Here is a 15,793-nt window from a genome sequence, read left to right as displayed (position 1 = left end):
TTAAGAAGTAAGAACTAAAGGTGAACAATGAGCGACAGTCTATATATAGAAAAAGAGTTAAGTTGGCTTTCGTTTAACCAACGGGTCTTGCAAGAAGCCCAAGACCATTCAGTACCAATTATCGAACGTGTTCGATTTCTAGGTATTTTTTCCAACAACCAAGATGAGTTTTATAAAGTAAGGGTTGCCGCCTTAAAGCGCCGTATCATCCTTAACGAACTTAAATCTAAAGATGATGGTTCAATCCAGCTACTCAATGACGTGCAGGCCAAGCTGGCAGAATTACAGCAAGATTTTGACGATACCTATCGCGAAATCATTCTCACTCTTGCTCGTCGAAACATCTTCTTAATTAATGAAGACCAGCTTAGCGACAACCACCAAAACTGGGTAAGAAAATACTTTAAAGACAAGGTACTGCGTCATATTACACCGATCGTATTGACCAAACGTACCGACTTGGTTCGCTTTTTAAAAGACGAATATACCTACCTCGCGGTTGAAGTGAAAAAGGCAGATAAAGAAAGCCACCTATTGATTGAGATCCCAACCGACAGCCTACCGCGTTTTGTGGTACTGCCGCCCGATGGCTCAAAAACCCGTAAAACCTTAATCATTTTGGATAACATCATCCGCTTCTGTTTAGATGATTTGTTACGAGGGTTTTACGAATACGATTCTGTTGCGGCTTACTCAATCAAAATGACTCGAGATGCCGAGTACGATCTTACAGACGAAGTAGACCAAGGCCTGCTAGAAAAAATGTCTGAGGGTATTAAGCAGCGTTTAACCGCCGAACCAGTGCGCTTTGTTTACGATAGAGAAATGCCCAACAGCATGGTGAAGCGTTTAAGTAAAATGCTGCACATTTCTAAACTTGACCACAGCGTAAGTGGTAGCCGCTACCATAACTTTAAAGACTTCATTGGTTTCCCCAATGTGGGCAGAAAGTACTTAGAAAACCCTAAGCTGCCTGCTCTGAACTGCCGTGACTTCGACAGCTTTGATACGGTATTTAATGCCATTAGCGCGCGAGATATTCTACTCTACTACCCGTATCATAAATTCCGTTATATTTCTGAGTTTGTACGCCAAGCGTCTTTTGATCCCAAAGTCACCAGCATCAAAATCAATATCTACCGCGTGGCGAAAAAGTCTCACTTAATGAACTCACTAATTGATGCCGCTAACAACGGCAAGCGAGTTACCGTGGTTATTGAACTACGCGCTCGCTTTGACGAGGGGGCTAATATTGGCTGGGCACAAATGCTCACCGATGCTGGTGTAAAAGTTGTCTTTGGTGTTCCTTCGCTAAAAGTACATTCAAAGTTATTACTGGTAACCCGCAAAGAAGACGACCAACGGGTGTATTACAGCCATATTGGTACCGGAAACTTTCACGAAAAAACGGCCAAAATTTACACCGACTTTGCACTGTTCACCAAAAACCAAGAAATTGGCCAAGAGGTGGAAAACGTATTTCGCTTTATCCAACAGCCCTATCGTCGTTTTAAGTTCCAGCACCTTATTGTATCGCCCAACGATACACGCCGACGCTTGTTTAGCTTAATAGATTACGAAATCAATCAAGCTAACGCCGGCAACCCTGCGGCAATCACGATTAAAGTGAACAACTTAGTCGACAAAGGCGTGGTCACTCGCTTGTATGCGGCCAGTAAAGCTGGGGTTAAAATCCGCATGATTATTCGGGGTATGTGTTCATTAGTACCTGGGCTTGAAGGCAACAATGACAACATAAAAATCATCAGTATTGTTGACCGCTTCCTTGAACATCCGCGAGTATTCCACTTCCATCATAGCGGTGAAGATCAGGTTTATATTGCCTCTTTTGACTGGATGACCCGTAACATTGAAGAGCGTGTTGAAGTTGGCGTGCCAATCTACAACGATGAGCTAAAACAGCGGGTGATTGACCTGTTAGACCTACAGTTTGCTGACACCACCAAAGCGCGCATTATCGATGCCAAGCAGCAAAACCAATATGTGCAACGTGGTAACCGCCGTAAGATCCGCTCCCAAGTTTGGACTCACGATTACTTAAAGGCGATTGAATCTAAACCTCGCCGTAAAGTTGTTGAAGAAGACAATACATAAGCTTCTCACTAAACAAAAGGCCGCTAATTAGCGGCCTTTTTTATTTAGGAGGATCATGCAAGCTTAGCGAGTTGGTTCTAATTCGTGGCTCAATTGGGCTAAATACGCCTTCATAAACTGGCTGCGTTGCTCCGCTTCACGTTTAGCCGCGCCGGTATGCACTGTATCCGCAATGTTTAGCAACTTTGTAAAAAAATGGTCAATGGTATATTGGCTGTCATCTGGCGGCCGTGCCTCACACATTGGGTCTACATCACAATAAAGTGTACGTTGCAGGCTAGCACCTACTTGAATACAGCGACTAATACCTATGGCGCCTAGCGCGTCTATACGATCTGCATCTTGGACAATCTTTGCTTCAAGGCTCGTCGGCTTAATACCTGCGCTGTAACTATGGGCTTCTATTGCATGATGGATTTCACTTAAGTAATGAGTTGGGTAAGCAATTGACTTAAGAAAACCAATTGCCTTATTTGCCGCTAAACTAGAAGCCTGCCTGCGCCGAGGGTGATTTTTAGGCAGTGATACACAATCGTGTAACCAAGCGGCAGGAACCACTACTTCAAGCTTGCCCTCCTCTTGTTTACACAAGTAGGTAGCCAATTTAACGACTCGCTCAATATGGTCGATATCGTGGGCAGTATCACTGGTCTGCAGCCCCTTTAAAAACTGTCTGCAATGAGTCTCTAATTGCTTAATCATAAAGCTCAAAATAAGAGGTTAGTTAATGAGCGTAAACTACCCAAAAGCCCATTTCGAGTCAAAAGCTACTAGATCAATTCATCTCGGTTCCATCATAACTAAAGCAAGTAAAAGTCCGCTCAACTTTACGTGATTAAAGCAAGAAAAAGTGTTTACACAAATAATTATATCATTCATTATTTAATGATAATCGATAAATAAATATCTTTTATCAGGAAAACTGCCTATATGGAGAAGCAAGGGTATGCAATCACTTGAAGCAATTAGTATCGTTGGTAAACGGATGCGACTAATGCTATGGGGCTTAGTTGCCTTAATTTTAATTTGTTTGGTGGGCTTCCCTAGTGAACTGGGCTTAGATATTGAACCAATGAAACACAGCCCTTGGGTATTTAGTTTTCACACGGTTATGGAAATGCTGTTTGGTTATCCCGAACTTATCTTTGAGAACGGTCAAATCATCGACAATGACCTGCATTTTGCTCCCCCTGAACCACTGTCACTCACTATGCGCCTTGTTGCAGTGGCTATATTTTTCACCACTAGCCTCATTATGGCTTGTTTGATTTGGCAAATTGACCGTTTGTTCTTAGCCTACAGCAAAGGCAAGGTTTTCACTCAAGAAACCACTCGCAGTTTTCAATATATTGGCTGGGCATTAGTTGCGCTGTTTACAGTAAACAGTATTGCGAGCTATCTCATCGAGCAATTAGTATTTCCTATGGAAATGCCGATTGGCTTGCCTTTCCCACCACCTCCAGAAGATTTATTTGGCTTTATGCCACCGCCGCCTCCAGAACACCTATTTGGCCTTATTCCACCGCCTCATGAATGGGTAAGCTTGGAGTATATACAGTTAGACTTCCCATTACTTCTAGCAGGCTTGTTTATGATTATGGTCGCCCACGTGATGAAGTTGGGCATGCAAATTCAAGCCGATGTTGACGCAACCATTTAGCAGGAGCGAGCAATGACGATAGTGATTAATCTAGACGTAATGCTAGCCAAAAGAAAAATGCGTTTGAACGATCTGTCAGACGCTGTGGGCATATCCGTTCAAAACTTATCGATTTTGAAAACAGGCCGCGCCAAAGCCATTAGGTTTTCAACACTAAGCGCAATTTGTCAGGTTTTAGAATGCCAACCTGGCGATTTACTCGAGTATCAGCCGGAGCAAGATGCTCGCTAATTCGATAAGACCAAACAGCAGAATTCAATAATGTCACAAGGAACTAAACATGAACTACCGACTTAAACAAAACCTAAGACTGTTCGCACCTGTTCTTGCTTTTGCATTCTATTTTTCGGGTTTGCACGCAGAAGAAGTTCGCAATCTAGAAAACTTAAGCGACCCGTTTGTAGTAGTAGATTATGATGCTTCGATCGCTAACTTACCGAGCGATAAACAAGCTCTTGCAAGAGACTGGCGAAAGCAAATGCTCGCGTTAGAACAGCAATTAGAAAACGCTGAAAACAGCGATAAACTCAAAGTAAACGTCACCTTCAATACACTTTATCAGCAGTTAGATCAGCTATTCGCTGACAACCAAACTGATTTGATAAAGGTAAATGTCCTAGCAAACTTAAGTAACGAAGAACAATTACAAGCTTTGGAGCTATGGCGAGATATCCAACTTAAAGAGATAGATCTGCTAAGTCACAATTATAGTGAAACCGAAGAACAAGAATTGTACAAAAAATACGCGAAGCTAGACGCAATTTTGGCTTCTATTGATTAGTTAAACTATTATATTGCAATTGAAGGAATGTTCGATTAAACATCTTCTATTAGCCTCTAGCCAGCGTGAAATATAGCGATTGCTAAGATACCCAAGCAATCGCTTATAAAGCTGCATGTCATTGTCCAAGCCCTCTTTTCACAAAGTTTTTACACTTTCTCACATGTCAATTTCGTTATCTCACAAGGCATTGAATTTCTTCGCTTAGTTTGACCAATTCTTGAGTTTTTACTATTCGATTTGACCTAAAAATCATATCAACCCAATACTAAGGCGTAACAAAAAATACACATTAGAATCACGTTGATAAACGTGCTCTTTAACGAGTGGTATGGTCACGCTACAGGAAACCATGTGTGACTAGTTCGTTGGTAACTTTAACGGAATAGGGACACCTAAATGAAAACTCCAATGTTAGCGCTAACATTAACCCTTAGCTCTTTACTCTTAGCCGCTCCAAGCACGGTAAGTGCGGCAAGCATAGGCAAAACCATCTGCGATCCAGCAGCAGATTCCGGCAACGGGTATGGCTCTGGTTACTACGGCGGCCACTTTTATTCATGGTTTGAATTAAGCCAAAACAACATTAAAACCTGTGATGTAAAAATTGGTTTTTATAACGATGCCGGCCGCCACTATCGCGCTGAATGGAATATGGCAAAATCTTGGGGTGAAGATGCCATTGGCGGACTTGGCTGGGATAAAGGGGCGAGATATCGCAAGATTGGTTACAACGTTGGCGAGCTAACCAGTAACTCCAATATTCAAAAAGCCTTAGTAGCCCTATATGGTTGGTCATGTAGTGGCAGTACCTCGCAAGAATACTATGTTGTAGATACTTGGAAGGGGCCTGGGCAATTTGTACCTTGGGATGAGAACGCTGGCGCGCCGGCAAAAAGTAAAGGCACCGTTTACGCCAATAACGCCACTTACGATGTATACCTTGTAGACCGAAACGGCGCACAATATTGTGGCAGTGGAGAAAACCGAAGCTTCAAACAGTTTTGGAGCGTACGCCGTTCACCCACTGCCCACGGAAACAACCAAGAGCTAAATTTTGGCCCACATGCCAACCGCTGGGATAATTCCGATCTAGGCTTTAAAACAGATGGATTAGCCAATGGTTACCAAATCTTAGCCATTGAAGTGTTTGGCGATGCAAACATCAATCACAAAGGAGCTGTAGACCTATCGCTTTGGTTGCGATAGTGCCTAACTAAACCTAATACGAAGCTAAGTGTTGTGTAACGCTTAGCTTCGAAACACATGGCAGGAAGCAATTATGAAGACTTATGGATGGGTACTCTCTTTAGCTGGCACCTTTATCGCGGGCTACCTCGTTGCTGTTATCTACCATCCAAAGCCTAGCACTGGGGCTTTCTATCATGAAAACTCACAAACAGATTTAGCAACACTGAAAAACCCTGTAAATAGCAGTGCTAAAAATACAGATTTATTATTTAGAAATAGTAACTTAGAAGATAATTTCGCCAATCAGCCTGTTAGCAAACCAGCGCAGGTTCACGTTAAACACACTCCAGATAACATAGAGCTAAGCAACAAAGAACATAATGAAGCTAAACCAAATAAAGCAGCGCAGTTTGATGCACTAAAGCACGCTATACAAAATAATCCTGCAAGCTTAGCGAACTCAATTGAGCAACTAGCAGCGCTTAACGTAGACAACCCTGACTTTGATTTACTACTCTCAGCTATTCAAAGCAGCACTAACTCAGACAGTAAGCAAGCCTTGTTGGGCTTAGCAGAGCAGTACGCCTTGCTAAGTGATGCCCAGTCTCAGCAGAAGTTTCTTTCGCTGCTAAGCAGCGCTTCAGACATTCAGTCTCCGCTGCTGGTACAAGGCTTGGTAGACCTAGCAACACTAGAACAAACCGATACCAATACACGTTTAGAAGCCTTAAGTTTGTTAAAGCCTTATCAAATCTCAGATCCAGAACGACAAGTAATTAAGAGTGAATTGGAACAGCAAGTATTAACATCCAATGCTGATGAAGCAGAAATGTTGCTATCTCAGCTGATGCGCTTTAGCCGCAATCAACAGCGCACTGTTATTGCTAGCGATATGCTTTATAACAGTTCACAACCAGTCCAACTTGCAGTGCTAAACAACATTAATAGCGGCAGCATTCCTGCAGCGAATGACTTGAAAACCAAGCTATTAGATATGGCAAGCGATCAACAAGATTCCTTGTGGTTTGAAGCACAACAAACCCTACTCACCTCTTTTGATTTAAGCCAACAAGAATACGCACGTCTTAGCGCTAACTAACTTAGCTTAAGCTTGGCGCGTTACTTTAATCAACATCGCGGTTTCTGGATCCATAATGGGTAATTGTAAGCCTAAGTTCATTAAACTCTCACCGCTAAGCAGACATGTTTTCTCAAGCCAGTTAGGAAACTTTTTCATAATGTGTTTAAAGTCTGGTTTATCCAATACTTCAACTTTATAAAGGGCTTGAGGCTGTAAGTTGATTAGCTTTAGTCTGCCCGACAAAGTGTAAGCTGGCATAGACAACTGCACCGCCCAGTAAACGCCTTCGCCTTTATCTTGGTCTAACACGCCATAAGCTTGCCAGCTATTATCACTAGCACTTAACTGATGGAAAGTGCCGGAATGCAGTAAGGGCCTCAGTGATTTATGTAAGGCAATATAGTGCGCAAACTGCTCTCGCTCTTTGGCATCAACTGCTACTGGGTCTAGCTCTACGCCCATATGGCCAACCAATGCGGTTAACCCCCTAAAGCCAATGCTATGTTGTCGATAGGTGGTGTGGCTATGGGCAGGGCCAATGTGTGAGCCCATCACTTCTGGTGGGAAAAAGTACAACATCGCTGGCTGCATAATTTGCCGCTCTAGCGCGTCATTGCTATCCGAAAGCCAGAATCGATGACTGCGTTTTAGTACTTCATAGTCAATGCGACCGCCGCCCGAAGAGCAGCTTTCGATTTCCAGCTCGGGGTGGCGTTTAGCCAGTTCGTCCACCAAAGCATAAAAGGCTTGAGTTTGACCATGCACCGCCGCTTCACCTAGGTGGCTTGGTTGAACTAGCTCGCGGTTCATGTCCCACTTAATATAGGCAATAGCATACTCACTTAACAGGCTATCTAAGCGCTCAAGCAAATAGGCAAACACCTGGGGATTTTGTAAATCGAGTACATATTGATAACGACCCGTTTTTTGTTGATAACCGGCCTGCCCCAATACCCATTCAGGGTGTTTACGGTACAAATTTGAGTCGGGGTTAACCATCTCTGGTTCAAACCATAAACCAAACTCCATGCCTAATGCATGCAAATGGTTTATCACTTCTTCTAAGCCTTGCGGATACTTTTGGTTATCTAAAAACCAATCTCCCAAACCTGCTTTATCGTGCTCTCGACCAATAAACCAGCCATCATCAATAATAAAGCGCTCTACACCAATATCTGCCGCTAAGCTGGCCATTTGCTTAATGTAAGCGGGATCGTGGTCAAAATAGATCCCTTCCCAGGTGTTAAGGTGCACCGGTCTCGCTTTATCTGCTTCAGGAAAGCGAAGAATGTGACTACGCACATAATGGTGAAAGTTAGCGCTCATCGAGTTTAAGCCAGTGCTGGCATAAGTCGCCATCAACTCTGGAGTTTGGTAACTTTCGCCTTTAGCCAAGCGAACTTCACCACTAAGCAATAACTCTTCGGCTTGTAACCAACGTCGCCCATCGGTTTTTACACCGCTTTGAATACGGTGATTACCACTCCAAGCGAAATGAAAGCCAAACACTTCTCCCACTTGGTGAGAAAAACCTTTGCTGCCGATAATCGCTCCCGGAAAATACTGGTGTGAAGTACGCCCACGACGGTTTTCTTGACTAATTATTCCCCGCTCCAAGGGCTGACGGTGTTGCTGAAACTCTTTAGTCCAGCGGCCATGTAATGATAACAGTTCATCACAATAGGCTGGCAAAGGCAGGGTCAGCGCCAAGCGCTGCAAATTATAATCTTGTTCGCCAAGGTTAGTTACCTTACTTTGCAAGGTAAGCACATCACTCACATCATCAATGCTTACGCTCAAGCTAAGCGCTAATTCTGCACGGCTATCAACGGCTTCTACAGTTAACTTGCTATGACCTTCAAGGGTGGCGTTAGTGGTAAAGCTTGGGCACCAATCTTTACCGGCGCGGTTTCCCTCAAGGCCAGGGCTAGAGAACCACCCTTCACTGGCCTCTGGGCAAAGGGTTAACGGCACGTCTTCATCTAAGCTTGCTTCAGGCACCGGTCGGCTAATGGCATCCAGCAAGGCTTCATCGATTGGGCCATTAAGCTTTGCGCCCCAATAAATGATTTCTGGTAGGCTGTTGGTTTGCTTTAACAGCAAGCTACTGCTTCGCCCGAATAAATGAAACAAGCTCATAGCAACTATCCTTGTGCGGTAAAATCAATGTGGTAGCTAAAGTAGTTCTCTAGTACCTGATGTTTAGGGTGTACCGAAGGACTCCAAGAGTCATCTCCCCCTACTCCTTGGTGGGCAACATCTAAATGTATAAACACACTGCCACTGTCTTTAAGCTGATAATTATGTGTTGCGTCGCTTAAGTCTTGCTGGCTAAAACGACTCGCTGTCATTTGCAAACTCGGTTGGCAGTGCAGCTCTAGATTCAACTGCTGTTCATGCTTAATAGACAACTGCCTGACCTCTCCCCTCCCGCCATTTTCACTAGGGAAAATATAGGGGGTATGCAAGTTATCGACAGTTTCACTATAGCGGCTGACGGTAGCAGCGGCTAAACGGTCTCGGTAATTTTCATGTGGACCCAAACCAAACCACGACAGCTCACTAAATTGTTTGTCTAGGCTTAAGCTCAGCCCAACCCTTGGCAGAGGCGGCAAGTAAGCAGCGGCGTTCACCTCACAATCAAAAGCCACCTTGTCGGCACTAATCACATAACGGTGTAACACCTTAAAAGCGGTTTTCTGCTGATGGCGATACTCGCTACTGCATTCCACAAGCCAGCATCCGTTGCTAAGTTGAGAGAAATTAAAATCTAAAGCTTCACGTTTTAATTGATGAAGACCAGCACTTTGCCAACGGGCAATCCACGAGTTGGGATCCATTTGGCTAGCTTCACTTACTCCAATATCATTATCGAGCGGAGCACGGTAAAAATTATCAACCGGTGCGGCGGTAAACAACTGCTTTTCATTTACTGTCCAAGCTAGCCATTGCGCGCTAACACAATCAAATTCAAGCAGCTGCTTTGAGCTCTCAAAGCGTATTCTGCGATCTTGCTGAGTGCATTTAACTTCAGCTTTATTTAATGGTTTAGGGCTATTTAAACCGCCAAAGACTAACTTAAATTGTTGTTTTGCCAAACTATGGCCAGCCAGTGCCCAAGCAGTAGCCTGTTTCAATTTAATGTTTATAGTTAGCCAAAACTCACCACTAGTTTGAGTCGCTAAATCTTGCATGGCTGCCTTTGGCAAACACATTACTTGCTGCTCACCAGCTTGCAAACTTAAGCTAAATTCTCCTTGGCTAAATAGCTCGCCATTGCGCTCTATTCGCCACTCCCCTGCGGTGTTACGACTGTCATTTACTAAGTGTTCATTGCTGATTAACACCTCGCCTTTGGCTAGGTTTTCTGCACTTATCTGCCAGTATTGCTGTAAATACTTAATTTCATGCAAACTAGGGTGTGGGCTGCGATCTGGGAAAATCAAGCCGTTAATACAAAACTGGCGATCATTAGGTTGGTCGCCAAAATCGCCCCCATAGGCCCAGTAAGTTTCTCCAGAATCGCTTTGCTTGGTAATACCTTGGTCAACCCAGTCCCAAATAAAACCGCCCTGCAAGCGAGGATGCAAACGAAATGCGCGCCAGTACTCTTCAATACTTCCCAGGCTGTTGCCCATTGCATGGGCATACTCACACAAAATAAGCGGACGCTGTTCGTTAGGATCGGCAATATGTGCGGTAATCGCTCGCTTGGGGATCCCCTCTCCTGCGGTATCCCAATCTACCCGGGCATACATTGGGCACAAAATATCAGTAGCGTGAGTATCGGCCCCACCCCCTTCGTATTGAATCGGGCGGCTTGGATCAGCTTGTTTCAACCAGCCATACATAGCATCGTGATTGCTACCGTAACCAGACTCATTACCTAAAGACCAAATAATGATAGACGGATGGTTTTTGTCACGCGCTACCATGCGGGTTACTCGCTGCATATACGCATGCATCCACTGCGGATCGTCCGACAAACGTTTCATCGGAAACATGCCATGGGTTTCTAGGTTAGTTTCATCAACTAACAATAATCCGTATTCATCACAGAGCTCATACCACCGAGGGTGATTAGGATAATGCGCGGTGCGAACAGCATTAAAGTTGTTTTGCTTAAGCAACTTTATGTCTTGCATCATGCTGGCTTCGGTCATTACGTGGCCAAGCTCTGGGTCATGTTCGTGGCGGTTTACCCCACGAATTAACACCGGTTTGCCGTTGAGCTTTAATAAACCATCGCTAATTTCTACGCAGCGAAAGCCCACCGAACTTTGTTCCACTTCCAGTAAGTTTCCTTTAGCATCCAATAAACTTAAGACCGCTCGGTACAAATTAGGCTGTTCGTCACTCCACAGCTTAGGTTCAACAACAGTGCAGCTTAAAAAGATACGATCGGCAAAGCCGCCTTTTTCATCCACCGACAAATTGTTGGTGGACTCTCGCACTGGATTAGCGAATACCGCGCCATCACCGTCATAGAGCTGCAACTCAATTTGGTAGCCGTCTAACTGCGCTAAACTAGCCCCAGCCAGTTGAATCTCTACTTGCAACTGCGCATCTCGATAACAAGCATCTAGTTGGGTATTGATGCTAAAGTCTGCAATATGAACTTGCGGCTTAGCGTAAATGCTCACGTCACGAAAAATGCCGCTTAACCACCACATGTCTTGATCTTCTAGGTAGCTTCCGTCACTCCAGCGATAAACAATCACACACAGTTGGTTGGTCCCCTCTTGTAAAAAAGGCCCAATATCAAATTCGCTGGCTAAACGGCTATCTTGTCCGTAACCCACTTGTTGGCCATTTATAACTACGTGAAAAGCAGAGTTAACCCCTTCAAAACGCAAACGCACTTGTTTATTAGCCCAAGCAGCTTGGTAGTTAAACTCTGTACGATAAACCCCCGTAGGGTTATCACTAGGCACATAGGGAGGATTTACTTCGAATGGGTAAATTACATTGGTATAAATGGCTTTATCAAAGCCCTGTAACTGCCAATTACCAGGCACAGCTATACTTTTCCAACTACCCTTGCTGCCAGCAATTAGCGCATCACTCAATTGCTCAGGCTGTTTTAGCAAACAAAAATTCCACTGCCCATTTAAACTGAGCTGATGCTCTGCCTGTTGCAGATTTAAGGCTGCATCTAAGCTGCTATATGAGGCTAAAGGTACATGTGAGGGTAAGCGATTACGCTCAGTAACAGAGGGATTTTCCCAGTCTTTTTGGGCTAACAGTGTGGCGCTTACTCGCGTCATTCTTATCTCCATAAACCAAGTAGTACAATGTAGGCGCTTGTTATCTAACTGCTAAGCTCTAACAGGCGGATATACCAGTTACAGTGATAACAAGTTTATTGGCTGATTTTAGTTGGCCTACCTCAGCAAAAATGAGAGCGTACTCACGAAAGCAGGAAAACGTTTACACAAAAGTAAATGAAATGTAACTACTAGCGAGTAGTTACATTTGGTTTACTAGAAAAACAAAGCGTAAAGCGCTTAGGAAATTTGGGGATTTTTGCGTGCTAGTCGCGCACTAATCACCCCAAGAACAGCCAGTATGAATATGCCAAAGGTACTTGGTTCATTGATACGCGTAATAGAAGGATCGGAAGGGTCTCGCGCCCAAACGTTTAAGTGCGATATAGCCTGGGCGCTATTCGCATTCGGATTAAGAAAATCGCCGGTGTTTAAACTACCAGATAGCTTATACGGGGTATTAAAGTTTAAACTTGAAGCGGGGTAGTCACTTAGCTCCTGAGCAAAAATATCGATAAAGTCGAAGTCGTAAAGTATAAAACCATTACCCGCTTTTATAGAGAACACAAGATGGTCGAAAGTCGCCTCACCTAACAACTGAGATACTTGGTCGATAATACTTGGATCGGTTTCTATAACCCAATCTACTGCCTTGCACTCGCCGTTATCATCATCCACACAAGTAAACGTCATGTTTAGCAGAGCGTCGATATCAAGGAATAATCCACCACTAGCAATTGGCCCTGCCTGATCATAGTTCACTGCTAATTGGTCATTCTGCCCTATCGCGCCACCTACACTAGCCAAGTGAATCCAGCCGGGGTCATCGGCAATGCCTGCAGGAAAGTCATCCAAATTTTGCAGCTCTTCTGGTTCAATAAAAAACAAAGAATCATCAGGCCCATACTTAGTATTGAGCAAACCATCGTCTTTTTGACCAATATTCACCTGAGGGTCGTTCGCGTTGCCGTCATCATTTCCATCAAACACCAAACAAGCACTGGCAGAATAAGACGGATTGGCACCTCCCAACAATTCACTTGCCTCTCCTGATTCCATAATAGAATTTAAGGTAGCACGAGAGGGGTCACACACTCCGCCCACCACGAAGCTTGTTACTGGTGTAGCCCAAAGGCTGAAGGAGGATAGAATGGCAAAGAAGCCGGCCACAATAGGCAAAGTTTTCATAAAACTAACGCTCTTTCTGGTATAGCCGATACTGATAACGATACCAATAAAGTCCCATTATTAGTGATATCTAAGTAAAAGCATAAACTAAGCCACCAGTTATAAGTAACCTCATTTCAATAACTTGAATTGTCTAATAGAAAATCAAATTATCAGCATGTAAAAAACTTGGACAGTTGTAACAACTATTTTACACTGATAATTTTATCTAATAATCAGTTACTTACTAATAAGATTTAGATAGAGCGAACACACTTCAATTGCTACACTGCGGCAAAGAATTGCAATAGGAAAAACAATGATCACCGTATACTACCTACAACAAACTCAACTTGAGCAACTCAACGCTAAGCCCCTTCCAGAACATGTAAGAATTGAAGAAGTAAAAACCAATCAGGCTGAGCTAAGTCGCCAGTTTTATAGCGAAGTAGGAAAACACTGGCAATGGAACGATAAGCTTGTGTGGACAGATCAACAGTGGGCCGACTATACCCAGCCAGCAAACCTACGAACCTTTGGCGCCTATTCAGGTGAGCAATTTGTTGGTTACTTTGAACTAAATAAACACCAAGATAACAGCGTAGAAATCATCTACTTTGGTCTAGATAAAGCATTCTTTGGCCAAGGCTTAGGCGGCGGTTTACTCAGCCAGTGCATTAAAACAGCATGGCAATGGCAAGCAACACGTGTATGGGTACACACCTGTGATTTAGACCACCCAGCAGCACTTGCTAACTATAAAGCTCGAGGTATGGCGCTTTATAAAACCGAGCTTGAAGAATAAAAATGGCGTTCATCTTAAATCGATGAACGCCAACTAATAAGCTTGGTTAAACTAGAGCTGTAGGTAGCTTAAATCTAGCTGCTCACCGTCTACTGGTGGGCACCAGTAATATGCGGTGCTTAATGGGCGGCTAAACTCAAACAAGCCATCTTCAATACCATCTTCACAACCCAGCATACGTTTTAGCTGCGCCTCAAAAGGGTAAAAGCTGTTAGCAAAACACACAAAGTTTAAACCACAATCTTGCTGCTCTATCCAAGGTAAGCTGCGGCGTAACATAAAGGCTTCTGGAGTAAAGCTCTCTTGAGCCGTACGACGCACGTGAGCTGAAGGTGGCGACTCAGGAAACTCCACATTATCACTTTTGCGGCGACCGATAATATCGTCTTGATGTTTGCTAGGCAGGCTATTGAAATGTTTAAGTTGATGTTGCCACTTTTGCACCGCTAGCATGGTTGAACCAGCAATGCCCTTCTCGCCAGTTAAGGCTACCACTTGCTCAGCGTTGTCTTCTGGATTTTCAGTGCCATCTACGTAACCCGATAGATCTCGTCCCTCTCGGTGACAAAAGCCATCTACTTGTTCGTTTAAACTAAAGCTTGGCACTAAAACATCTAACCACTCTTGCACACGCAGCATCACTTCACCAGGATCGCTGCCACTTGCTCGCAGCCATAAATCATCTTGGTTAGCTGGACTGGTGCGTTTTGGCCCTTGAATACTCTCGGCACTCTTTACACCTTCTACTACAGTGTTATTCATAGCGAGCAATGGCTGGCCAAAACCAATCACCGTATCTTCTGCTCGGTAAAGCGCTTGAATTTGACTTAAACAATCAGCTAGGGCCTCACGGTTAACGAGGCTAAAGCGCAAAAAACTAGCATGATGCTGTTGAGACTTAAGAATAAGAGGTTGAACTAACGACATAAAAATTTCTCATTTAACAATCACTGCCTAGCAGTATAAGTAATTTTGTCGGGAAGTAATTTGATACGGGGTAAAAAAATTTTTAAAACGAAAAATGCCTGATGCTTTTAAGCTATCAGGCATTTTAGAACATTTGACTCATAGTGTATTCTCGCTCAGTTGACTGTCACTCTCTCGGCATTGCGAAAGGCTAAGTGCTAAGCCCACATGTTCAAATGTGAGGATTAACGGTGTAGGTTGTTAGAATCTGTTGCTTTGTAATCCGCAGCTTTAGTGAAATAGTAAGTTGTATATAAAGAACCAAAGTAATCAAACATAGTGTTTCTCCTAGAAACTAAAAAGTGTGAACCAGCTCACGGAAAGAATAATAATGTGACACACATCACATTGCAAGCTTGTTTTAGAGTTTTTGCTAAAATAATTTGCTCAGGAAACGAACAAGACGGGAAGCGCGGGGAAAAGAATAAAAAATGCCTGAAGGAGCGAGCTCGTTTCAGGCACTGGGGTTAACTTGATTCATTACAATTATCTCTGCTGTCGTTTATCTTGCTCTAAGCACCCGAAACGAACATAAGTTGATAATGCTGAACCAATGATCGGATGAAGAACCATATATCCACCTTTAACGAGTCTTAACGGTGAATATCTTTGCGAGTTTCGCAATAAAAGTTGTAATCATCAGCTTTAGTAAAATAATACGACGAGTAAAGTGCGCCAAAGTAATCAAACATAATCTTTCTCCTAAGTATTTAATATCATTAGTGTCTCAAATCAAACGTGATCCAAGTCACATCTATAA

At 43.6% G+C, this 15,793-nt stretch carries 12 protein-coding genes; 7 read left to right on the top strand and 5 right to left on the bottom strand.

The window, feature by feature from the left end:
• Positions 1 to 27 precede the first annotated feature (27 nt).
• Positions 28 to 2,115, top strand: coding sequence for a polyphosphate kinase 1 (gene ppk1, locus OAG1_RS07560; RefSeq protein WP_338625384.1), 2,088 nt, complete (start codon positions 28 to 30; stop codon positions 2,113 to 2,115).
• A 63-nt stretch (positions 2,116 to 2,178) separates the two neighbouring features.
• Here ppk1 and OAG1_RS07555 read toward each other — a convergent pair whose 3' ends face one another.
• Positions 2,179 to 2,817, bottom strand: a complete 639-nt coding sequence (locus OAG1_RS07555; protein ID WP_338625382.1) for an HD domain-containing protein — start codon at positions 2,815 to 2,817, stop codon at positions 2,179 to 2,181.
• A gap of 244 nt (positions 2,818 to 3,061) precedes the next feature.
• Between OAG1_RS07555 and OAG1_RS07550 the strand changes: the two genes are divergently transcribed.
• The 5 genes from OAG1_RS07550 to OAG1_RS07530 all read left to right on the top strand — a co-directional run bounded on the left by OAG1_RS07550 (position 3,062) and on the right by OAG1_RS07530 (position 6,846).
• The gene (locus tag OAG1_RS07550; protein WP_152781371.1) at positions 3,062 to 3,775 is read left to right on the top strand and encodes a DUF2975 domain-containing protein; all 714 of its coding nucleotides are present in this window, start codon (positions 3,062 to 3,064) and stop codon (positions 3,773 to 3,775) included.
• Between the two features lie 12 nt (positions 3,776 to 3,787).
• Positions 3,788 to 4,006: a helix-turn-helix transcriptional regulator gene (locus OAG1_RS07545; RefSeq protein ID WP_016401747.1), complete on the top strand. Its 219-nt coding sequence runs from the start codon at positions 3,788 to 3,790 to the stop codon at positions 4,004 to 4,006.
• 49 nt (positions 4,007 to 4,055) lie between these two features.
• A complete protein-coding gene (locus tag OAG1_RS07540) occupies positions 4,056 to 4,556 on the top strand; it encodes a hypothetical protein (protein WP_338625376.1) in 501 nt (166 codons plus the stop codon).
• Positions 4,557 to 4,955: 399 nt separating this feature from the next.
• A complete protein-coding gene (locus tag OAG1_RS07535) occupies positions 4,956 to 5,765 on the top strand; it encodes a glycoside hydrolase family 11 protein (RefSeq protein ID WP_338625374.1) in 810 nt (269 codons plus the stop codon).
• 73 nt (positions 5,766 to 5,838) lie between these two features.
• Complete coding sequence (locus tag OAG1_RS07530) at positions 5,839 to 6,846, top strand: hypothetical protein (RefSeq protein WP_338625372.1); 1,008 nt, start codon at positions 5,839 to 5,841, stop codon at positions 6,844 to 6,846.
• Between the two features lie 6 nt (positions 6,847 to 6,852).
• Here OAG1_RS07530 and OAG1_RS07525 read toward each other — a convergent pair whose 3' ends face one another.
• The 3 genes from OAG1_RS07525 to OAG1_RS07515 form a co-directional block, all read right to left on the bottom strand.
• Complete coding sequence (locus OAG1_RS07525) at positions 6,853 to 8,967, bottom strand: alpha-galactosidase (RefSeq protein WP_338625370.1); 2,115 nt, start codon at positions 8,965 to 8,967, stop codon at positions 6,853 to 6,855.
• A 5-nt stretch (positions 8,968 to 8,972) separates the two neighbouring features.
• Positions 8,973 to 12,095: a beta-galactosidase gene (locus OAG1_RS07520; protein ID WP_338625368.1), complete on the bottom strand. Its 3,123-nt coding sequence runs from the start codon at positions 12,093 to 12,095 to the stop codon at positions 8,973 to 8,975.
• A 240-nt stretch (positions 12,096 to 12,335) separates the two neighbouring features.
• Positions 12,336 to 13,283: a hypothetical protein gene (locus tag OAG1_RS07515; protein ID WP_338625366.1), complete on the bottom strand. Its 948-nt coding sequence runs from the start codon at positions 13,281 to 13,283 to the stop codon at positions 12,336 to 12,338.
• A gap of 298 nt (positions 13,284 to 13,581) precedes the next feature.
• On the opposite strand from OAG1_RS07515, the gene OAG1_RS07510 reads away from it, so the two are divergent.
• On the top strand, positions 13,582 to 14,067 hold the full coding sequence (locus OAG1_RS07510) for a GNAT family N-acetyltransferase (protein ID WP_338625364.1): 486 nt from the start codon (positions 13,582 to 13,584) through the stop codon (positions 14,065 to 14,067).
• Positions 14,068 to 14,118: 51 nt separating this feature from the next.
• On the opposite strand, the gene OAG1_RS07505 is transcribed toward OAG1_RS07510, so the two are convergent.
• Positions 14,119 to 14,994, bottom strand: coding sequence for a Dyp-type peroxidase (locus OAG1_RS07505; protein ID WP_338625362.1), 876 nt, complete (start codon positions 14,992 to 14,994; stop codon positions 14,119 to 14,121).
• Between the last annotated feature and the right edge of the window lie 799 nt (positions 14,995 to 15,793).

The sequence above is a fragment of the Agarivorans sp. OAG1 genome (genome assembly GCF_037076485.1).
Lineage (GTDB): Bacteria > Pseudomonadota > Gammaproteobacteria > Enterobacterales > Celerinatantimonadaceae > Agarivorans > Agarivorans albus.
This window is presented reverse-complemented; position numbering and strand designations above follow the sequence as displayed.